Here is an 18,994-nt window from a genome sequence, read left to right on the forward strand (position 1 = left end):
TTTATTGATGCAGCACCAACGCTTGATCCTGTGGCCCTGGGTCCCGGCTTCCGCCGGGATGACGAAAGTTGAGTGAAAGCCCTCATGCGCACCACACCCACCCCCATTGCCATCTTGCTGGAAAGCCCCGTCCTGAACCTGGGCGGGCGTGTCCTGCTGACCCTGCCCTTCTGGAGCAGCGGCATCGCCAAGCTGCTGGATATTGACGGTGCCCTGGCAGAGGCCGCGCATTTCGGGCTGGAGCCGGCCTGGGTGACGGTGATCGCCACCCTGATCGTACAGTTGGGCGGGTCGGCGGCGCTCATCACGGGGCGTTTTGCCTGGATCGGGGCAGGAGCGCTGGGTGTGTTCACGGCGCTGGCCACCCTGATTGCCCATCCGTTTTGGACCGTGGCCGATCCCATGGTCCGCTTTCATGAGCGCAATACCTTTCTGGAACATGTCGGGCTGGTTGGCGGGTTGATCCTGGCCGCCATCCTGACCCATCGCAAAGGCCGATCCTGATGGCGGATACCAACAGCCCGACGCAGAGCCCCTTGCGGCTGCCCCTGTTTCGGGCGCTGTGGATTGCCACCATCGTGTCGAATGTCGGCACCTGGATGCATGATGCTGGGGCCGGCTGGCTGATGACCGGCCTGTCGGATGCGCCCATCATGGTGGCCCTGGTCCAGGCGGCTACTACCTTGCCCATGTTCCTGTTCGCCCTGCCCGGCGGGGCGTTGGCCGATATTGTCGACCGTCGCCGGCTGCTGATCCTCGCGCAGTTCTGGGCGCTGATCTGCGCCGGGCTGCTGGCGCTGGCTACCTTTCAGGGGCTGACGGGGCCGGGCCTGCTGCTGGGCCTGACCTTCGCGCTTGCCACCGGGGCGGCCCTATCGGCCCCGGCCTTTCAGGCGATCGTGCCGGAACTGGTACCGAAAACGGCCCTGCCGGAAGCGATCTCGCTGAACAGTCTGGGTATCAATATCTCCCGCGCCATCGGCCCGGCGCTTGGCGGCTTCATCATCGCGGCGGCGGGGCCGGCGGCGGTGTTCGCGCTGAACGCCCTTTCGGTGCTGGGTGTCTGGATCGTGCTGATCGCGTGGAAGCGCGATGCGAAGCCTGCCACCCTGCCGGCGGAGCATTTTACCGGCGCTCTGCGGGCCGGCGCCCGCTATGTCCGCCATTCCCCGGCCCTGCGCACGGTTCTGATCCGGTCGGTCGGGTTCTTCGTGTTTGCCAGTGCGCTCTGGGCCTTTGTGCCGATCATCGCACGCCGCGAACTGGGCCTGGGGGCTGCCGAATATGGCGCGCTGCTGGGCAGCATGGGGGCGGGTGCCATTGTCGGGGCCGTGTTGCTGCCGCATGTGCGCAAGCTGCTGTCGGCCAATGGCCTGACCGTGGCCGCCACCCTGCTTTTCGCCGCCGTCAGCACTGCCCTGGCCTTCGCCCATAGTTTCGCGCAGGCGGCCTCCTGCATGGCCCTGGCCGGCATGGCCTGGATCACCATGCTGTCCAGCTTCAATGTCGCGGCACAGACGGCGGCCCCCAGCTGGGTGAAGGCCCGCGCGCTCGCCATCAATCTTCTGGTCTTCCAGGGATCGATGGCGGCGGGCAGTGCCGGTTGGGGCTTTGCCGCCGGGCTTCTGGGCATTCCCGACACATTGCTGATTGCCGCATCCGGCATGGTGCTGGCCCTGGGTCTGGCCCTGCGCTGGCAGATCAAGGGTGATATGGCCGGCAATATTGCCCCCTCCTCGCACTGGCCCTCACCCATCGTGGCGGTGGACAGCCCGACCGACCGGGGACCGGTGATGATCACGGTGGAATATTTGATCGACCCCGCCCGCAAGGCCGACTTCACTCGCGCCATGCGCACCCTGCGCCGCATCCGTCACCGGGACGGCGCCATCAGCTGGGCACTGTATGAGGATGCCGCCGAGCCGGGCCGCATGGTCGAAAGCTTCGTCCTGGAAAGCTGGCTGGAACATCTGCGTCAGCATGAACGCGTCACCCATGCCGACCGGGAGGATCAAGACGCGATGCGTGGCTTCCATCTTGGCACCGAACCACCACAGGTCCGCCATCTCATCGCGCCATGAAAAAACCCCCTTGACCTTCCCATTGTGGGAAGGTTCAGAACCCTGAGATATCGCCGGAGGGGCAGGGATTGCGGCTGGTCAATGACCGGCACTTTCCATCATGCTTGCTTGGTCCGGCCTGCTCTGGTTCGGGGGTATCATGTCTGCAATTCTGTCCCTGCCTGTGAAGGGCATGAACTGTGTTTCCTGCGTTGGCCGGGTGGAGAAGGCGGTCGGCAAACTTTCCGGCGTGGCCGGTGTCAGCATCAATCTGGCCAGCGGGCGCGTGATGGTGACCCCATCTGCCGACGCGGACGTAAAAATGCCGGCGGCTGTGGTCGCTGCCATCAGTGCCGCTGGCTATACCCCGCTGGTCGAACCGCTGCGCCTGAAACTGACAGGACTGCGTTGTGCCGGCTGTGTCGGGCGGGTGGAAAAGGCGCTGCGCGCTGTGCCCGGCGTCATCGACGTAAAAATCTCCCAGGCGACGGGTACCGCCCTGATCGATGCCGCGGACGTGGCCGAGGCTGACCTGATCGCGGCGGTTACGGCGGCGGGGTATGGCGCGGTGCCAGAGATGGCGGAGGATGCCACATCGCCGTCCGATGGGGCGCGGGAGCCGGTGATGGGGGAGGGGGCGCGGGCAGCACTGGCCCTGCTGCTGGCGGCCCCGCTGCTGCTGCCCATGCTGGGAGGGCCGGTGCTGCCGGTCTGGGCGCAGTTGCTGTTGGGTTCGCTGGTTCAGTTCGGGCTGGGTTGGCCCTTCTATGCCGGGGCGTGGAACGCCGTGCGGCATGGGGCGGCCAATATGGACGTGCTGGTGGTGCTGGGCACGCTGGCTGGGTGGGGGCTGTCGGGCTGGATGGCCCTGACCGCCCATGAAGGGCATGCGCCGCACCTGTACTATGAGGCGTCGGCCACCATTGTCGCCATGCTGCTGTTGGGCCGCTGGCTGGAGGCGCGGGCGAAGCGCAAGACGGGGGCGGCCATCGAGGCGCTGATGGAATTGCGCCCGCAGGTGGCACGGGTACGCCGCGATGGGGCGGAGGTGACGCTGCCCATGGCGGAACTGCGGCGCGGCGATGTGGCCATGGTGCGGGCTGGTGAGCAGGTGCCCGTGGACGGCACCATCCTGGAGGGCGCCACCCATCTGGATGAAAGCATGATTACGGGCGAAAGCCTGCCGGTTGCCAAGGGTGTGGGCGCGGCGGTGACGGGCGGGTCGATGAACCTGGACGGGTTCATTGCGGTGACGGCAGGCGCCCTGGGTGCCGACAGCACCCTGTCCCGCATCATCCGCATGGTGGAGGAGGCGGGGGCGGCCAAGGCCCCGATCCAGCGGATCGTGGATAAGGTCAGTGCCGTTTTCGTGCCCGTCATCCTGGCCCTGGCGCTGCTGACCCTTTTGGGCTGGCTGCTGGCGGGGGCCGGGGTGGAGGCGGCGATGATCAATGCCGTCTCCGTGCTGGTCATCGCCTGTCCTTGTGCACTGGGTCTGGCGACGCCGACGGCCCTGATGGTGGGGACGGGGGCTGCCGCGCGGGCAGGTATCCTGATCCGCGATGCAGAGGCGCTGGAACGGGCGCGGGATATCGGTGTCGTGGCCTTCGACAAGACCGGCACCCTGACCGAAGGCCGGCCCGCCATCGTGGCGGTGCAGCCGGTGACGGGCACGGACAAGGACACGGTCCTGCGCCTTGCCGCCGCCCTTCAGGCCGGCAGCAGCCATCCCCTGGCGCAGGCCATGCGTGAGGCTATGCCGGATGTCGCGGCGGCGGGGGCCATTCGTGCCCTGCCGGGCCTGGGGGTGGAGGGGATGCTGGACGGACGTGCCCTGCTGCTGGGTAATGGTCGTCTGATGGCGGAGCGTGGGGTGGAGATCACGGCGCTGGATACCGTGGCAAGGGGGCTGACCGCACGGGGGCACAGCTTGTCCTGGCTGGCCGCCGATGGACGGGCGCTGGGCCTGATCGCCTTTGGTGACAAGGTGAAACAGACAGCACCGGCAGCCATTGCCCGGCTGAAGGCGCTGGGCGTGCGCACCATCATGCTGACCGGCGACAATGCCGGGGCAGGGGGCGCGACGGCGGCGGCGCTGGGCCTGGATGAGGTGCTTGCCGAATTGCTGCCGCAGGACAAGGGCCAGGCGCTGGCCCGTTTGAAGGCGGGTGGCCGGGTGGTGGCCATGGTCGGTGACGGCATCAATGATGCCCCCGCCCTGGCCGCCGCCGATATCGGCATTGCCATGGGTACCGGCACCGATATCGCCATGCGGGCGGCGGGCATCACCCTGATGCGGGGCGACCCGGCCCTGGTGGCCGACGCCATCGCCGTGTCCCGCCGGACCGTCACGAAGATACGTCAGAACCTGTTCTGGGCCTTTATCTACAATATTGTCGGCGTGCCGCTGGCCATGGCCGGCCTGCTGAACCCCATACTGGCGGGGGCCGCCATGGCGGCGTCCAGCGTCTGCGTCGTGGGCAACGCTTTGCTGCTGCGCGGGTGGCGGGCGGGCGTGGTCGTTTGAAAATGGGGCCGGCTGAAGCGTGAATCACACGACAAAATAAAAGTTTGGAGCAAGCCGAAAGTCATCTCGTCTTGAGTAAATCTGCTTCCCCGGCGAAGGCCGGGGCCCAGGGGCCCCAAATAATCACTTTTCCACCTTCCTGGCTATCGCGGTACGGGCGTTGGGCATGTGGCCCCTGGGCCCCGGCCTTCGCCGGGGAGGCAAAAATTCTGCTGATGAAATGAAACTCAACCTGCCTTAAGGCAGCGGTTTGCCCAGGGCGGCCACCAGCACCGCGTACCATTCGGTACCCGTCATCTCTACCTTGAAGGCGTCAGTGGCCTCCCGGATGCGATCCGGGGTCTGGCTGCCGATAAGGGGGATAGGGCGGGACGGATGGGCCATGCCCCAGGCATAGGCGACAGCGGCGCGTGTCGTTCCCTGGCGGGTGGCAACCGCGTCCAGGGCCACTGCTACCGCTTGCGTGCGGGCATCATCGGCGGCACCCAGCAAACGTCCGCCGCCCAGGGGTGACCAGGACAGGACCGCCAGATTGCGTTCCAGCGCCTGATCCAACACCCCATCGAACAGCGGGGCGGTATGGAGGGGTGAGAATTCCGGCTGGATGGAGATCAGGGGGAAGGGCATGTGGGCGGCCAGGGCCGCGTACTGCGTCGGGGTATAGTTCGACACGCCCGCCGCCTTGATCTTGCCCTGCTGGCGCAATGTGTCCAAGGCGGCGGCCAGTTCGGCGGGATGGGCCAAAAGGTCGGGGCGATGGATCTGATACAGGTCGATGGTTTCCACCCCCAGCCGGCGCAGCGATGCCTCGCAGGTTTCGATCAGGCGGGACCCGCGCGACCAATAGGGGATGGGAGGCAGGATGCCGCCCTTTGTGGCCAGCACGATCCGGTCGCGCAGGCCCGGATTGGCGGCCAGCACCCGCCCGAACAACGCCTCTGCCGCGCCGAACCCGTGTTCATGGCCGAAACCATAGATGTCGGCAGTATCGAACAGGGTGATCCCGGTCTCCAGTGCGGCCATGGACCGCGCCGTGGCAGCGGCGACATCGTCATCATGGTACCGCCACATGCCCCAGCCCAGCGCAGAAATGGCGGGCACCCCATCGATCAGGGGGCGGGGCGAGGCGTCGATGGTCAGGCGGTCCATGATGGTCCCAGGCTGCAATGTGGATGGGCGGACTTTCTACAAGCAAATCACCCATGCCGCCACCGGACTTGCCAGCCAAGCCCCGCGACCGGGATAGTAATACGTATGTTTGAACATGGGGTAACCGCGATGGAAGCGGCAGAGACGGGTCCCGGCCCGGAAGAGATGGTGGAGCGGCTGGTCCGCCTGCTGACGGTTAGCGAACAGGGTCCGGACCTTTATCAAGGGTCGCGCCAGATCGGCGGCAAGGGCCGCGTGTTCGGCGGGCAGGTGGTGGCGCAGGCCCTGGCAGCGGCCATCCGCACCGTGGAGGGGGGCCGCATTGCGCATTCACTGCACGCCTATTTCATGCGCGGCGGGGATGAGAATTTTCCTATCGACCTGCGTGTCCACCGCGATTTCGATGGCCGCAGCTTTGCCACCCGTCGGGTGGAGGCGATCCAGGGCGGGGAACCGATCCTGACCCTGACCGCCTCCTTCCACCGGCCCGAAGAAGGGCTGGCCCATAGCGATTACCGCATGCCCGCCGTTCCCCGGCCCGAGGATCTGCCGCCCGAGGCGGAGATCGTGAAAAGCTTCATCGACAAGCTGCCGGCCCCGGCCCAGGCCTTTCTGCGCCGCCGCCGCGCGGTTGAGCTTCGCCATGTGAACCGGGTGGACCCGACGGATGGGCAGCCGCATGACCCGGTGCAGCATGTCTGGTTCCGCGTGGTCGCCCCGCTGCCCGACGATGCCGACCTGCACCGGGTGGCGTTGGCCTATGTTTCCGACATGGTGCTGCTGGGTTCCTCGCTGCTGCCGCACGGGCTGAACTGGCTGGCGGGGACCGCCAAGGGGGCCAGCCTGGACCATGCAGTCTGGCTTCATGAGCGGGAGTTCCGTGCCGATGACTGGCTGCTTTACACCACGCACAGCCCCTGGTCGGGCGGCGGGCGCGGCCTGAACCAGGGCCGTATTTATGACCGGACGGGCCGCCTGATCGCCAGTACGGCGCAGGAAGGCGTGATCCGGAAAATGAATTGAGAAGGAGTTCCCATGTCCCGTCCGACCGCCCCGACCCGCGCCGATTTCCGGCATTTCCGCCGGCTGGACACGCGCTGGATGGACAATGACGTCTATGGTCACGTCAACAACGTCACCTACTATTCCTATTTCGATACGGCGGTGAACGCCTATCTGATCGAAAGGGGCGTCCTGGACATCCATGGCGGCGGCACCATCGGGCTGGTGGTGGAGACGGGGTGCCGGTACTTCGCGTCGGTGGCCTTTCCCGACATTCTGGAGGCTGGTATCAAGGTCGCCCAACTGGGTAACAGCTCCGTCCGCTACGAAGTCGGTATCTTCCGGGAGGGGGCCGACAGTGCCGCCGCCGCCGGGCATTTCATCCATGTCTATGTCGACCGCGACAGCCGCCGGCCCGTCGCCCTGCCCGCCGATCTGCGGGGTGTGTTGGAGGGGTTGCTGTAGTGCCGTAGCGCGGATTAGGCGCAAGCCGTAATCTGCGGAGCGGCGCCGGGCTTTCCGCGGATTACGCTGCGCTAATCCGCGCTACGTTATCGCCCGTCGCAGCGCCGCTGCCACCCGTTCCGCCCCGCGCCCGTCGATGCCGCCGGCACTGATGCGGTGGGACAGGGTTGTGCGGGCGGGAAGGTCCGCCCAAAGCGAGAGGGCGCTGGCTGCAACCGCGTCTGCTGCCGCCGCCCGGTCGCCCTGCGCATCGATGACCGATGCCCAGCCCTTGGTCTGCGCATCCATGGCGGCGGGGGCCTGATTGTCGGCGACGACGACCAGCAGGGATGGCACGGCCAGGGCCGCCAGTTCGGCGACGGTGCCGCCGCCCGCCGTCACCGCCAAGCCCGCGCCGGCCATCAGCGCCCCCATCCGCCGGCTGTCCACATGCAGCCGTACCTGTCCCGCAAACCGGGCGCAGGCGGCGCGGATGCAGTCCAGCGACGGGTTGCTGCCCCCGGCCACCACGTCCAGATGGATGCCGTCGGGCAGGGCCGGGGCCAGACGCTTCACCACCGGCACCGTCAGGCCCGCCGGGTCGGAGCCGCCGAAGGTCAGCAGGATGCTGTCGCGGTCGGCCAGGGGCAGCCGTGACCCGGACGCCGCCCGCGCAATCTCCTGACGCAGCAGCAGGTGCGCATCCCCGAACAGCAGACCCGCGCCGGGCGCCAGCCGGTCATAGGGCAGGGTATGCGCGAGCGGGGAAGGGTTCCAGACCAGATCGGCATGCAGGGGCCGGTCGGCCAGATCATCCAGCGCCAGTATGACCCGGAACCCAGGCCGCACGGCGGCGCGCCAATCGGCATCCAGCCAGTAGCTGTCAACGACCAGGGCGTCGGCCTTCAGTCCACTGGACAGTTCAATAATAGCCGTCGGATCGTCACCGGTCACGCTGTAATGGCCCCATCCATCATCGGTCAGGCGATCAGCCAGCGATGGCGTGATCTCCGCCGTGACGAAGGCCACATGGTCACCCTGGTCCCGCAGCGCCTCTGCCAATGCCAGGCAGCGCATGATATGGCCGGTGCCCTTCGTCGGGCTGGCATCGGCGCGGATCAGGATCAGGGCCATGGCCGGACAAACCCCTGTGCAACATTGTGCAACACAAATGCAGACCCTGTTTCACAGGGTATAAGCGTTGGAAATTATTGGATTATTTGTATCATGTCGGGTGTGCAGGGCGCAAGAGTGGCCCCGATGGGCTATGCGCCCGCTTGGATCGTCCTATCGGTTTGTGGTCTATTGGAGGGACGACATGAAGGTCAGGACAGGGAAGCCATGAAGGCCACCATCGAAGGGGTGCGGATCGCCGGTGTGCGGGCCGTGGTGCCGCGTCAGCGCCATTCCTTTGTCGAGGAACCGGGCATCTTCACGCCGGAGGAGGCGCGCAAGCTGCATGCCGGCATCGGTGTCTATGAACGCCGCGTTCTGCCCCGGCCCTATTGCGCGTCCGACATGTGCCGGGCCGCGGCGGAAGGGCTGCTGGAACAGCTGGGCTGGGAACCGTCATCCGTCGACGTCCTGATCTTTGTCAGCCAGGATGTGGATTACGTGCTGCCGGTCACGGCCGCGGTGCTGCAACGCCATCTGGGCCTGCCGACATCCGCCGCGTGCTTCGATGTCACCCTGGGCTGTTCGGGCTTCGTCTATGGCGTATGGATGGCGGCGCGGCTGCTGGCGGGCACGGCCAAGCGCGCGTTGGTCCTGTGTGGGGATAATTCCACGCGCTGGCTGCATCCCGAAGACAAGGCGACCCTGCCGCTGTTTGGGGATGCGGGGTCGGCCACGGCGCTGGAGATCGATCCGGGGGCGTCCCCCATCCATGTCAGCCTGGGCACCGATGGCGGCGGGGCCAAGCATATTTTCGTGAAGGCCGGGGGCAAGCGCGATTGCCTGATCCCCACCGACCCGCCCCGGTCGGAGGCGGAGATGACGCGGCTTTACCGGGATGCCCGCCTGCATCTGAACGGGGCGGAGGTCTTCACCTTCACCCTGCGCGCGGTGCCGGGCCTGCTGAAAGAGGCGATGGCCGATGCGGGAGTGGGCGTGGGCGATCTGGATTATGTCGTCCCGCATCAGGCCAACAAGATGATGCTGGATCATATCCGCAAGAAGATCGGTTGTGACCCGGCCAAGTATGTCATCGACATGGAGAAATACGGCAATACCAGCAGCGCGTCGGTGCCGCTGGCCCTATGTTCCCGGTTGGGTGCGGAACTGGAGGGGGGGCGTAAAAAGCTGCTGCTGGCCGGGTTCGGCGTTGGCTGGTCCTGGGGCACGATCCTGACCGATATCGGGCCGATCCCGGCGCCGACGGTTGTCGACCTGCCGGACGGCTATCCGGTCATGGAGGTGTGAGCATCTGGTCCGATTGCTGCCAGACCGGGCTGCCAAGCCGATCTGTCATGAAATCGGCCAGGGCGGATATCTTGGCCGGGCGAGCGCGGGCCGTGGGCGTGACGAAATAAAGCCCGCCTTTGGGCAAGGTCCAGTCCGACAGGATCGGCACCAGACGACCATCCTCCAGATATTCCGCAGCGATGAATTCAGGCAGTTCGCCAATCGCCATCCCCGCCACCATCATCGGGATCAGGGCATCCACATTGGTGACGCGCAAGGGGCCGGTCGGCGTGATGGCGACTTCATTCCCGGCGGCGTTGGTGAAGCGCCAGACATCGCTGCGGGCGCGATAGGCATAACCAAGGCAATGATGGGCCGCCAGATCACGGGGATGCTCGGGGACGCCGTGCTGTTCCAGATAGGATGGAGCGGCCAGGATCAATGGGGCAATGGGACACAGCCGCCGTGCCACCAGGGAACTGTCTTCCAGCACGGCGATACGCAGCGCCGCATCAAAACCTTCCCCGATCAGGTCGACCTTTGAATCGCTCAAATGCAGATCAATGGCGATGTCAGGGTAAAGCCGAAAGAAATCCGGCATCAAGGGCGCCACCCAGCGCAGGCCGAAGGACATGGGCACAGCCAGACGGATCAGACCCCGTGGCTTTGTGGACGCCTCACGGGCGGCATTTTCCGCCGCTTCGGCTTCGGCATGGATGCGCATGGCGCGTTCGGACAGGGAATGGCCGAAATCAGTCAGGGCCAGTTGTCGTGATGTCCGGTTGAACAGCCGCGCGCCCAGTCGGTCTTCCAGGCGGGAGACGGCGCGCGACACTGTGGCAACGGACATGCCCAGCGCGCGGGCAGCGGCGGCGAAGGATCTTTCCTCCGCGACCTTGGCGAAGATCGCCAGCCCTTCAAAATCTGGCAGTTTTGACATCGACAATTCTGCAATGATAACTTTCAATCGTTTATATTTTAGAGAAACCGGACTGTCGATACCTTTCCTTCAACGACACCCGGCCGGCCCACCCGACGACACGGGGGCGGCCACTCTCGAAGGAAAACGACAATGTCCCGCAAGCTTGAAAACAAGATCGCCATCGTTACCGGTGGCACCAGCGGCATCGGCCTCGCTGCCGCCAAGCGCTTTGCTGATGAAGGCGCCAAGGTCTATGTCACCGGTCGCCGTCAGGCTGAACTGGATGCGGCTGTGGCGGCCATCGGCCACGACGCCACGGGTGTCCGTGCCGACAGCGCCAACTTGTCCGACCTGGACGGGCTCTATGCCGAGGTCGCAAAGAAAGCGGGCCGCATCGACGTGCTGTACGTCAATGCCGGCGGCGGTGACATGCTGCCGCTGGGGGCGATCACCGAAGAACATTATGACGGCATCTTTGACCGCAACGTGAAGGGTGTGCTGTTCACCGTTCAGAAGGCTCTGCCCCTTCTGTCGCAGGGCGCCTCCGTCATCCTGGCCGGGTCCACGGCAGGTGCCAAGGGCACACCGGCTTTTAGCGTCTACAGCGCATCCAAGGCCGCCGTCCGCAATTTCGCACGGTCCTGGATACTGGACCTGAAGGATCGCGCGATCCGCGTCAATACCTTGAGCCCCGGTCCGATCCACACGCCGGGCCTGGTGGAACTGGCCGGCAGTGACGCTGGCCAGCAGCAGGGCTTTGTCGATTACCTGTCCTCGCTGGTGCCGTTGGGCCGGGTGGGAACTCCCGATGAAATCGCCAAGGTCGCCCTGTTTCTGGCGTCCGACGACAGCAGCTTTGTGAACGGTGTCGAACTGTTCGCCGATGGCGGGATGGCACAGGTCTGACACCGGCCTCTGTTCTTTCAGCATTGGCATAGGTACATCAGCGGGCTGGTTGGGGTTCTTCCCAACCAGCCCGCGCCGGCATTGCCATGCTGTTGCGTCATCGGGTTGCGGCGCTTCGGCACCGAACTGGGGGTTGCGACATCGATATTGCGGCCTTATAACAATTGCGACTTAATCGCAATATCACATTTGGTGGTCCTCCTGATGTCCTCCCGGACGATCCGTGCCTGGTTCTGGGTCCATAAATGGTCCAGCCTGATCTGTACGGCATTCCTGCTGATGCTGTGCCTCACCGGCCTGCCCCTGATCTTCCATGATGAGATCGAGGCGATGGCGGGGGACAAGCAGGCCCTGACCATCACGGATGCGCCGAACCGGTCGCTGGACGAGATCATGGCCATCGCCCTGGCCGACCGGCCAGGCCATGCCGGTCTGTTCATGAGCTTTGATGAGGATAGGCCGGTTGTGAATGTCACGACGGCGCCCCGTCCGGATTCGCCGGAAGGGGAGATGAGCCTGCGGTCATACGATCTGCGAACCGGCGAATTGGTTGGTGTGATCACCGATGATGGGGTGATGCATTTCCTGTTGCAGCTTCATACCGACATGTTCCTGGGCCTGCCCGGCATGCTGTTTCTGGGCTTCATGGGTGTGCTGTTCTTCGTGGCCACCGTCTCCGGCGTCGTGCTGTATGCGCCCTTCATGCGCAAGCTGGCCTTCGGAACCGTGCGGGCCAGCCGGTCCAGGCGCGTCAGATGGCTGGATTATCACAATCTTCTGGGCATCGTGACCCTGGCCTGGGTCAGTGTGGTCGGCCTGACGGGCGTGATCAATACGCTGGCCACCCCCATCGTCCAGGTCTGGCAGCGGGGCGAGTTGGCCGAATTGACGGGTGCCTATAAGGGATTGGAGCCGATCCCGCACGACCGGCTGGCCTCCCTGCATGACGCGGTAGCGACGGCGCGGCGGGCGGCGCCCGGTAACTGGGTGCAGTTCGTGGCCTTTCCCGGTGGCGCCTTCAGCACCCAGCATCATTATGCCGTGTTCCTGCAAGGGGACACGCCCTTGACACAAAAGCTGCTGACGCCGGCCCTGGTCGATGCCCGGACGGGCGAATTGACGGCGATGCGCCCGTTGCCCTGGTACGTACAGACGCTGCTGATGTCGCAGCCGCTGCATTTTGGGGATTACGGTGGACTGCCGCTGAAGCTGCTGTGGGCCGTGCTGGACCTGTTCAGCATCATCATCCTGGGGTCGGGCCTGTATCTGTGGCTGGCCAAGCGCGGCATGGCGTCAGAGGCCCGCCTGCGGGAGATCGAGGCGTCGGTCGTCATGGGGGCGGCAGAATGAAACGGCAATCGCTCCGGGTCGTGTTCGCGGCGCCAATCGCCATCGCGCTGTTCAGCATCATCGGGCTTGTCGTGGCCCTGACGGGCGATGGCTGGCGCGATGCCCTGTCCTGGGCCGCGCTGGGCGTGCCGGTTCTGGCTGTGGCCTGGGCCATAAGGGCACGGCGTTCCTGACTTTTTTCGCCTTAAGAGCGCGACTGACTGTCGCTTGCATTTTCACACTTGTCCTTAAAGGGCGGCTGGGACGGCCGCATGGGGGTTTCGGATGCGTTTTCGTGCTTTGATCTTGGCCAGTGCTGCGGCGCTGGCACCGTTGCCGGCCCTGGCCCAGACGGCGGACAGCCTGTCGGAGATTGTGGTGACGGCCCAGCGGGGCAACCAGACACAGGTGATCCGGGGCGGGGCCGTCGGCGTGCTGGGCGACAAGGCGGCGGAGGATGTGCCGTTCGCCATCAAATCCTATGGTTCCGCCCTGATCTTGAACCAGCAGCCGCAGACCCTGGGTCAGGTGCTGGAGAATGATCCCTCCATCCGCACCGGCTATGCGTTTGGCAATGCGGCGGAACTGTTCATCCTGCGTGGCTTTCCGCTTTATGGCGACGACATCGCGCTCGATGGGCTTTATGGCCTGACGCCGCGTCAGTTGATCGCGCCGGAGCTATATGAGCAGGTGCAGGTGCTGAACGGCGCCAGCGCCTTCCTGAACGGGGCCGCCCCTGGCGGGTCGGGTATTGGCGGCAGCGTCAACCTGACGCCCAAGCGGGCCGGGGCCAAGCCGCTGACCCGTGCCACCCTGAACTACACGGGGGATGAGCATGTTGGCGGCAGCTTTGACATTGCCCGCCGCACGGGGCCGGATGACAGCGTCGGCATCCGCGTGAACGGTGCCGCCCGCCGGGGCGAGGTGGCGGTGGATGGGGAATTCCGTAGCGCCTATGTGCTGGGTGCCGGCATCGACTGGACAGGTGAGCGGGCGCGTCTGGGCCTGGATCTGGCCTATCAGCGCATGCATGTGCGGCAGTTGCGGCCCAAGGTGACGGTATCCACCGCCATTCCCAAGGTGCCGGATGCCGACGCCAATTATGGTCAGCCTTGGACCTACTCCACCCTGCGCGACCTGTACGGCATGGTGAAGGGCGAATATGACCTGACCGACGATGTCACCGCCTATGCCGCGTTCGGCGCGCGCGACGGGTCGGAGAACGGCATGTATGGCGGCATCACCGTCACCAATGTGGTGACCGGCGCCGCGACCGGCGACGCCATGTTCGTTCCGCGTACCGACAATAACGAGGCGGGGCAGGCCGGTATCCGGGCCAAGCTGAAAACTGGCAATATCAGCCATGAGGTGAATGCCGGCGGATCGGTGGTCTGGCAGACCAACCGCAACGCCTGGGACTTCCGCGCCGGCTATGCCACCAACCTGTACAACACGCCCGTAGCGGTGGAGCCGGTGACGCTGTTCACCGGCGGCGATCTGGACGATCCGTTCGCCATCAGCCGGTCGCGCCTGGGCAGCCTGTTCATCGCCGACACGATCGGTGCGTTTGATGATCGCGCGCTTCTGACGGTCGGCCTGCGCCATCAGGCAATCCGCGTCCGATCCTATTCCTATGCAGATGGATCGCGGACGGGCGAATATGACGAGAGCGCCAATACGCCCGTCATCGGTCTGGTCGTGAAGCCGGTGGACGGCCTCTCCCTCTATATCAACCGTATCCAGGGGCTGGCCCAGGGGTCGAGCGCGCCCATCGATCCCAAACTGGTCAATTCCGGCGAGGTGTTCGCGCCCTACAAGTCAACGCAGTATGAGATGGGCGGCAAGCTGGCCGTGGGCGGTGTCGGCCTGTCACTGGCCCTCTATCAGACCAAGCAGCCCAGCGCCTTTACCCGGCCCGTGGACCCGGCCAACCCGGCAGGGCAGCAAATCTATGTCCTGGATGGCGAGCAGCGCAACCGGGGCGTGGAGTTCAGCCTGGATGGGGAACCGGTGGAAGGCCTGCGCCTGATCGGTGGCCTGTCGGTTGGCAAGGCGGAACTGCGCCGTACCGGTGGTGGCGTGAACGAGGGCAACTGGGCGCCCGGCGTGCCATCCTACACCCTGAACGGCAATGTCGAATGGGATCTGCCTTTCCTGCCGGCGGCGACCCTGACGGGCCGTGTCGTGCGGACGGGGGAGCAGAAGGTGAATGCCGCCAACACCCTGGAAGTCGGGTCCTGGACCCGGTTTGATATCGGCGCGCGCTATGTGTTCGAGATGAATGACAGGCCGGTCAGCCTGCGCTTCAACATCGATAATGTCGCCAACAAGCGCTACTGGGCGTCGGCCTATGATAGTTTCAGTAGCACGCTTCTGCAGGGTGCGCCGCGCACCGTGAAACTGTCCACGACGGTCGATTTCTAAGGATGGTCGGGACTGGGATGGGGCATGATGCGCCATCCCAGTCCCGATATGTCCAATCGATGCCGACCCTGCCGCCTGAACCGTTTCCCTGGCCCTTCGATGGCGATGTCTGGCGCATGGCCATGGGGTTGCGGGCGCAGGAGATGGAGGGCTGGCTGGCGCCCGATGCCGGCTGGCCGGAGCAGTTGGCCGAACGCGCCCGCCTGATCCGCGAGCGCAAATGGGATGTGATGGCCCTGATGCCGGAGGCGCGGGCGGCGTCAGTGGAGGTGATGGGCCTGCTGTTCGCCCATCTGACGGTACGGTTTCCGGACTGGTTCTGCCGGGTGGGGCAGGGGGTGGAAAGCCGCGTGGATGGTGCCCGCCTGGACCCGGCGGATTTTGAGCATCCGCTGCATTTGCTGGCCCATCTGCTGCCCGATGATCTGTGCCTGATGACGCCATCGCCGGGTGGATGGCGGCTGACAGGCGGGGTGGTCTGTTTTCCGTCGCACTGGATGCTGCCGCATAAGCTGGGCAAGCCCTTGCCGGGCATCCACCGGCCCGTCGCGCGCTATGACGCGATGCTGGCGACACCGGTCGACCGGTTCTTTGACACACTGTCGCCGGGGCGGGTGGTATGGCGGGCCAACTGGACCCTGTCGGACGATCCCGCCCTGTTCCAGCCGGGAACCAAGGCGCACGCGCCACCCGACGCCGATATCGATGAGGGCAATGCGGGGGAGCGGCTATGGCTGCGGGTCGAGCGGCAGACGCTGACCAAGCTGCCCGACAGCGGCGCGGTCCTGTTCACCATCCGCACACACCAGCGCCCGCTATCCGCCCTGACAGTGGCGGAGCGGCGACAGTTCGCGTCGGTCCTGCGGTCGGTGCCGGACGATGTGGCGGCATACAAGGGGCTGCGGCGGACCGGCCCCCTGGCCGTGGGGTACTGCGAGAAGGTTTAGGTGAACGCCTTGAACGTGATGATGGTGAAGGTGTCCTTCACCCCATCCAGGGTCTGGATCTGGCCCGTCACGAAATGGCCGATATCCTCCCCATCCTCCAGAAAGCACTTCATCATCAGATCGTACTGACCGGAAACGGAATGCACTTCCGACACTTCCGCTACGCTCTGCACCGCGAGATCGGCCACGTCATAGGCGCGGCCGAGATCGCACTTGACCATGATGAAGATCGTCTGCATGGCTCAGTCTTCCGACGTTTCCGCCACGTCGACGGCGGGTGCCTTGGGCGGACGGGCGGCGCGCATGATGAAGGCGGGCACGTCATCGCCAAAGCCGACGACGGGCGGGCCACGGTCATCATCCTCGTCCCGGCGGGGACGACGGTCGCGGCGGTCATCGCGGTCACGGCGGAATTCGTCGCGGCGATGCTCATCGCGACGGAACTCACCCCGACCCTCATTGCGGACGTCGCCACGATTGTCAGCACGGGGCTCGCCCCGGTTGTCACCACGGCCCTCGCCGCGATTTTCACCGCGTGCTTCGCCACGGCCTTCACCACGCGCTTCGCCACGGCCTTCACCACGCGCTTCGCCACGATTCTCGTACCGGTCGCGATTGCGCTCACCGCGCGGCTCGCCACGGCTCTCGCCCCGGTTATCGGGACGTTCGCGCTTCTGCTGGTGTGCCTCGATGGCGGCTTCGGCGGCCTCCGGCTCGACATGGACATGGCGTTCGGGCTTGGGCCCGCGCTCCGTCCGTTCGCCGCGTTCCCGGCCACCACGGCGGCCATCTTCCTTCTTCGGGGCACCCCGGCCACGGCGGCGCGGATCGGCATCGAAGGACAGCTCGGCGGTCTCGACCCCCTCAACGTTAAAGCGGGGGATTTCCTTGCCGATCAGCTTTTCGATGGCCTGCACCAGCTTGCCATCTTCCGGTGTGGCGATGGTGAAGGCGCGGCCCGTCTTGCCCGCGCGACCCGTGCGGCCGATGCGGTGGACGTAATCTTCAGAATGGTGCGGCGTGTCAAAATTGAACACGTGGCTGACATTGGAAATGTCGATGCCGCGCGCCGCCACGTCGGAACAGACCAGCAGGTCGATGCTGCCGGCCTTGAAGGCCTCCAGCGTCTCGGTGCGCTTGGACTGCACCATATCGCCATGCAGGGCGCCGGCATTGAAGCCGTGCTTGACCAGCGAGCCATGGACGACGGCGATGTCCTTCTTGCGATTGCAGAAGATGAAGGCGTTCTTCACGTCGTCGGTGGCGATCAGGCGGCGCAGCGCCTCGCGCTTGTCCTGCTCATCCACGACCAGCAGATGCTGGGCGACCGTGGTGGCCGTGCTGGCGGGCGCACTGACCGTCACTTCTTCGGGCGTGGTCAGGAATTTGTCGGCCAGACGCTTGATCTCCGGCGGCATGGTGGCGCTGAAGAACAGGGTCTGACGCTTGCGCGGCAGCAGGCTGACGATGCGCTCGATATCGGGGATGAACCCCATGTCGAGCATGCGGTCCGCCTCGTCGATCACCAGGACCTTGATGTCGGTCAGCAGGATATTGCCACGGTCGAACAGGTCCATCATGCGGCCCGGCGTGGCGATCAGCACGTCAACGCCGCGTTCCAGCTTCTTGATCTGGTCGCCAAAGCTTTCGCCGCCGATCAGCAGCGCCATGTTCAGCTTGTGGTACTTGCCATACAGCTCGAAATTTTCCGCCACCTGGGCGGCCAGTTCGCGCGTCGGCTCCAAGATCAAGGAGCGGGGCATGCGCGCCTTGGCGCGGCCACGGCCCAGAATTTCGATCATGGGCAAGGTAAAGGAAGCGGTCTTCCCCGTACCCGTCTGGGCGCAACCCAGCACATCCCGGCCCTGCAGGACCCACGGGATGGCTTTTTCCTGGATCGGCGTCGGCGTGGTGTAGCCGACTTCTTCAACAGCGCGAAGGACTTCGGACCCGAGTCCAAGTTCCGAGAACAGCATTAGGCCTTCATCATTCTGAGGCGACGTCGAACAAAAACACCGTGACGTCGGCGGCGATAATGGATCGACCGCTGGCAACCCTGCGTCCCCTGCATTTGAATTGCCGGAACACAATGGAATACGGTCGCGCCTTCGATATCAATTTCGGCCTTTGAGAGCAAGGATTTCGGGCGATGACACCCCCCACGCCGCACGCAAGGCAGCCCCTCTATCTGTTGCCGGGCCTGTTATGCGACGAAGCCTTGTGGGCGCACCAGATAAACAACCTGTCCGGCATCGCCGATTGCACCGTCGCCGACCTGACAAAGGCAGACTCGATGCGTGCGCTGGCCGAGACGGTTCTGGCCCAGGCGCCGGAACGGTTTGCACTGGCCGGCCTGTCCATGGGCGGCTATGTCGCGTTCGAGATATTGCGCCGCGCGCCGGAACGGGTGACGCGCCTGTGCCTGGTTGATACATCCGCCCGGCCCGACACGGTGGAACAGCGGCAGCGGCGGGAGGCCATGCTGAAACTGGCCCAGATTGGCAAGTTTCGGGGCATGTCGCCGCGCCTTCTGTCCACACAGGTGCATCCCGACCATGTGGCGGTGCCGGAAATCGGTGGTGTCGTCCTGGCCATGACGGAGCGGGTGGGCCGCGATGCGTTCTGCCGGCAGCAGGCGGCCATCCTGTCGCGGCCCGACAGCCGGCCCGGCCTTGCCGCCATCACGGTCCCCACCCTGGTCATTGTCGGCGCCGATGACGGGCAGACGCCGCCCGACCGGTCGCAGGAGATTGCGGCAGCGGTGCCGGGGGCCAGCCTGCATGTGATCCCCCGCTGCGGGCATCTTGCCCCGCTGGAGCAGCCGGAGCGAGTGACGGGGTTAATGCGGGAGTGGCTGCTGTCGCCGTCAATGTAGTGCGGA

Annotated in this window: 17 protein-coding genes; 12 read left to right on the top strand and 5 right to left on the bottom strand. The window is 65.4% G+C overall.

Features of this window, described 5'->3' with window-relative positions; translation table 11 throughout:
• Window positions 1–84 precede the first annotated feature (84 nt).
• The 3 genes from ACODSP_RS22000 (at window position 85) to ACODSP_RS22010 (ending at window position 4,587) form a co-directional block, all read left to right on the top strand.
• Window positions 85–504, top strand: a complete 420-nt coding sequence (locus ACODSP_RS22000) for a DoxX family protein (RefSeq protein WP_488967685.1) — start codon at window positions 85–87, stop codon at window positions 502–504.
• Window positions 504–2,081 carry an MFS transporter gene (locus ACODSP_RS22005; protein ID WP_488967686.1) on the top strand — a complete coding sequence of 526 codons (1,578 nt, stop codon included), beginning with the start codon at window positions 504–506 and terminating at the stop codon, window positions 2,079–2,081. The genes ACODSP_RS22000 and ACODSP_RS22005 overlap by 1 nt, the downstream gene beginning before the upstream one ends.
• 139 nt (window positions 2,082–2,220) lie before the next feature.
• A complete protein-coding gene (locus ACODSP_RS22010; protein ID WP_488967687.1) occupies window positions 2,221–4,587 on the top strand; it encodes a heavy metal translocating P-type ATPase in 2,367 nt (788 codons plus the stop codon).
• A gap of 237 nt (window positions 4,588–4,824) precedes the next feature.
• Here ACODSP_RS22010 and ACODSP_RS22015 read toward each other — a convergent pair whose 3' ends face one another.
• Window positions 4,825–5,736, bottom strand: a complete 912-nt coding sequence (locus ACODSP_RS22015; RefSeq protein ID WP_488967688.1) for an aldo/keto reductase — start codon at window positions 5,734–5,736, stop codon at window positions 4,825–4,827.
• A gap of 105 nt (window positions 5,737–5,841) precedes the next feature.
• Between ACODSP_RS22015 and ACODSP_RS22020 the strand changes: the two genes are divergently transcribed.
• Together ACODSP_RS22020 and ACODSP_RS22025 are read left to right on the top strand one after the other, a co-directional pair.
• On the top strand, window positions 5,842–6,759 hold the full coding sequence (locus tag ACODSP_RS22020; RefSeq protein WP_488967689.1) for an acyl-CoA thioesterase: 918 nt from the start codon (window positions 5,842–5,844) through the stop codon (window positions 6,757–6,759).
• A gap of 12 nt (window positions 6,760–6,771) precedes the next feature.
• A complete protein-coding gene (locus tag ACODSP_RS22025) occupies window positions 6,772–7,203 on the top strand; it encodes an acyl-CoA thioesterase (protein ID WP_488967690.1) in 432 nt (143 codons plus the stop codon).
• Between the two features lie 81 nt (window positions 7,204–7,284).
• Here ACODSP_RS22025 and pseG read toward each other — a convergent pair whose 3' ends face one another.
• Window positions 7,285–8,316, bottom strand: a complete 1,032-nt coding sequence (gene pseG, locus ACODSP_RS22030) for a UDP-2,4-diacetamido-2,4,6-trideoxy-beta-L-altropyranose hydrolase (protein WP_488967691.1) — start codon at window positions 8,314–8,316, stop codon at window positions 7,285–7,287.
• 207 nt (window positions 8,317–8,523) lie between these two features.
• Between pseG and ACODSP_RS22035 the strand changes: the two genes are divergently transcribed.
• The gene (locus tag ACODSP_RS22035) at window positions 8,524–9,603 is read left to right on the top strand and encodes a 3-oxoacyl-ACP synthase III family protein (RefSeq protein WP_488967692.1); all 1,080 of its coding nucleotides are present in this window, start codon (window positions 8,524–8,526) and stop codon (window positions 9,601–9,603) included.
• On the opposite strand, the gene ACODSP_RS22040 is transcribed toward ACODSP_RS22035, so the two are convergent.
• Window positions 9,590–10,525: a LysR family transcriptional regulator gene (locus ACODSP_RS22040; RefSeq protein ID WP_488967693.1), complete on the bottom strand. Its 936-nt coding sequence runs from the start codon at window positions 10,523–10,525 to the stop codon at window positions 9,590–9,592. The genes ACODSP_RS22035 and ACODSP_RS22040 overlap by 14 nt on opposite strands.
• A gap of 132 nt (window positions 10,526–10,657) precedes the next feature.
• Between ACODSP_RS22040 and ACODSP_RS22045 the strand changes: the two genes are divergently transcribed.
• From ACODSP_RS22045 to ACODSP_RS22065, 5 genes are all read left to right on the top strand, one after another.
• Window positions 10,658–11,413 carry an SDR family oxidoreductase gene (locus tag ACODSP_RS22045; protein WP_488967694.1) on the top strand — a complete coding sequence of 252 codons (756 nt, stop codon included), beginning with the start codon at window positions 10,658–10,660 and terminating at the stop codon, window positions 11,411–11,413.
• Window positions 11,414–11,617: 204 nt separating this feature from the next.
• Window positions 11,618–12,763, top strand: coding sequence for a PepSY-associated TM helix domain-containing protein (locus ACODSP_RS22050; protein WP_488967695.1), 1,146 nt, complete (start codon window positions 11,618–11,620; stop codon window positions 12,761–12,763).
• Window positions 12,760–12,936, top strand: coding sequence for a hypothetical protein (locus ACODSP_RS22055; protein WP_488967696.1), 177 nt, complete (start codon window positions 12,760–12,762; stop codon window positions 12,934–12,936). Before ACODSP_RS22050 ends, ACODSP_RS22055 begins: the two co-directional genes overlap by 4 nt.
• Window positions 12,937–13,027: 91 nt before the next feature.
• The gene (locus tag ACODSP_RS22060; RefSeq protein ID WP_488967697.1) at window positions 13,028–15,166 is read left to right on the top strand and encodes a TonB-dependent receptor; all 2,139 of its coding nucleotides are present in this window, start codon (window positions 13,028–13,030) and stop codon (window positions 15,164–15,166) included.
• Window positions 15,167–15,225: 59 nt separating this feature from the next.
• Window positions 15,226–16,113 carry a heme-dependent oxidative N-demethylase family protein gene (locus ACODSP_RS22065; RefSeq protein ID WP_488967698.1) on the top strand — a complete coding sequence of 296 codons (888 nt, stop codon included), beginning with the start codon at window positions 15,226–15,228 and terminating at the stop codon, window positions 16,111–16,113.
• On the opposite strand, the gene ACODSP_RS22070 is transcribed toward ACODSP_RS22065, so the two are convergent.
• On the bottom strand, window positions 16,110–16,352 hold the full coding sequence (locus ACODSP_RS22070; protein ID WP_054166328.1) for an Lrp/AsnC ligand binding domain-containing protein: 243 nt from the start codon (window positions 16,350–16,352) through the stop codon (window positions 16,110–16,112). The genes ACODSP_RS22065 and ACODSP_RS22070 overlap by 4 nt on opposite strands.
• Window positions 16,353–16,355: 3 nt before the next feature.
• Window positions 16,356–18,089, bottom strand: a complete 1,734-nt coding sequence (locus ACODSP_RS22075) for a DEAD/DEAH box helicase (protein WP_488967699.1) — start codon at window positions 18,087–18,089, stop codon at window positions 16,356–16,358.
• A gap of 173 nt (window positions 18,090–18,262) precedes the next feature.
• Between ACODSP_RS22075 and ACODSP_RS22080 the strand changes: the two genes are divergently transcribed.
• On the top strand, window positions 18,263–18,988 hold the full coding sequence (locus ACODSP_RS22080) for an alpha/beta fold hydrolase (RefSeq protein WP_488967700.1): 726 nt from the start codon (window positions 18,263–18,265) through the stop codon (window positions 18,986–18,988).
• Window positions 18,989–18,994 lie beyond the last annotated feature (6 nt).

The sequence above is a fragment of the Niveispirillum sp. FG156 genome (assembly GCF_057809555.1).

Excerpts from the sequence above, each read along its gene's own strand:
- ACODSP_RS22000 (WP_488967685.1), top strand. The coding sequence starts at position 85 with ATGCGCACCACACCCACCCCCATTGCCATCTTGCTGGAAAGCCCCGTC.
- ACODSP_RS22005 (WP_488967686.1), top strand. The coding sequence starts at position 504 with ATGGCGGATACCAACAGCCCGACGCAGAGCCCCTTGCGGCTGCCCCTG.
- ACODSP_RS22010 (WP_488967687.1), top strand. The coding sequence starts at position 2,221 with ATGTCTGCAATTCTGTCCCTGCCTGTGAAGGGCATGAACTGTGTTTCC.
- ACODSP_RS22015 (WP_488967688.1), bottom strand. The coding sequence starts at position 5,736 with ATGGACCGCCTGACCATCGACGCCTCGCCCCGCCCCCTGATCGATGGG.
- ACODSP_RS22020 (WP_488967689.1), top strand. The coding sequence starts at position 5,842 with ATGTTTGAACATGGGGTAACCGCGATGGAAGCGGCAGAGACGGGTCCC.
- ACODSP_RS22025 (WP_488967690.1), top strand. The coding sequence starts at position 6,772 with ATGTCCCGTCCGACCGCCCCGACCCGCGCCGATTTCCGGCATTTCCGC.
- pseG (WP_488967691.1), bottom strand. The coding sequence starts at position 8,316 with ATGGCCCTGATCCTGATCCGCGCCGATGCCAGCCCGACGAAGGGCACC.
- ACODSP_RS22035 (WP_488967692.1), top strand. The coding sequence starts at position 8,524 with ATGAAGGCCACCATCGAAGGGGTGCGGATCGCCGGTGTGCGGGCCGTG.
- ACODSP_RS22040 (WP_488967693.1), bottom strand. The coding sequence starts at position 10,525 with ATGTCAAAACTGCCAGATTTTGAAGGGCTGGCGATCTTCGCCAAGGTC.
- ACODSP_RS22045 (WP_488967694.1), top strand. The coding sequence starts at position 10,658 with ATGTCCCGCAAGCTTGAAAACAAGATCGCCATCGTTACCGGTGGCACC.
- ACODSP_RS22050 (WP_488967695.1), top strand. The coding sequence starts at position 11,618 with ATGTCCTCCCGGACGATCCGTGCCTGGTTCTGGGTCCATAAATGGTCC.
- ACODSP_RS22055 (WP_488967696.1), top strand. The coding sequence starts at position 12,760 with ATGAAACGGCAATCGCTCCGGGTCGTGTTCGCGGCGCCAATCGCCATC.
- ACODSP_RS22060 (WP_488967697.1), top strand. The coding sequence starts at position 13,028 with ATGCGTTTTCGTGCTTTGATCTTGGCCAGTGCTGCGGCGCTGGCACCG.
- ACODSP_RS22065 (WP_488967698.1), top strand. The coding sequence starts at position 15,226 with ATGCCGACCCTGCCGCCTGAACCGTTTCCCTGGCCCTTCGATGGCGAT.
- ACODSP_RS22070 (WP_054166328.1), bottom strand. The coding sequence starts at position 16,352 with ATGCAGACGATCTTCATCATGGTCAAGTGCGATCTCGGCCGCGCCTAT.
- ACODSP_RS22075 (WP_488967699.1), bottom strand. The coding sequence starts at position 18,089 with ATGCTGTTCTCGGAACTTGGACTCGGGTCCGAAGTCCTTCGCGCTGTT.
- ACODSP_RS22080 (WP_488967700.1), top strand. The coding sequence starts at position 18,263 with ATGACACCCCCCACGCCGCACGCAAGGCAGCCCCTCTATCTGTTGCCG.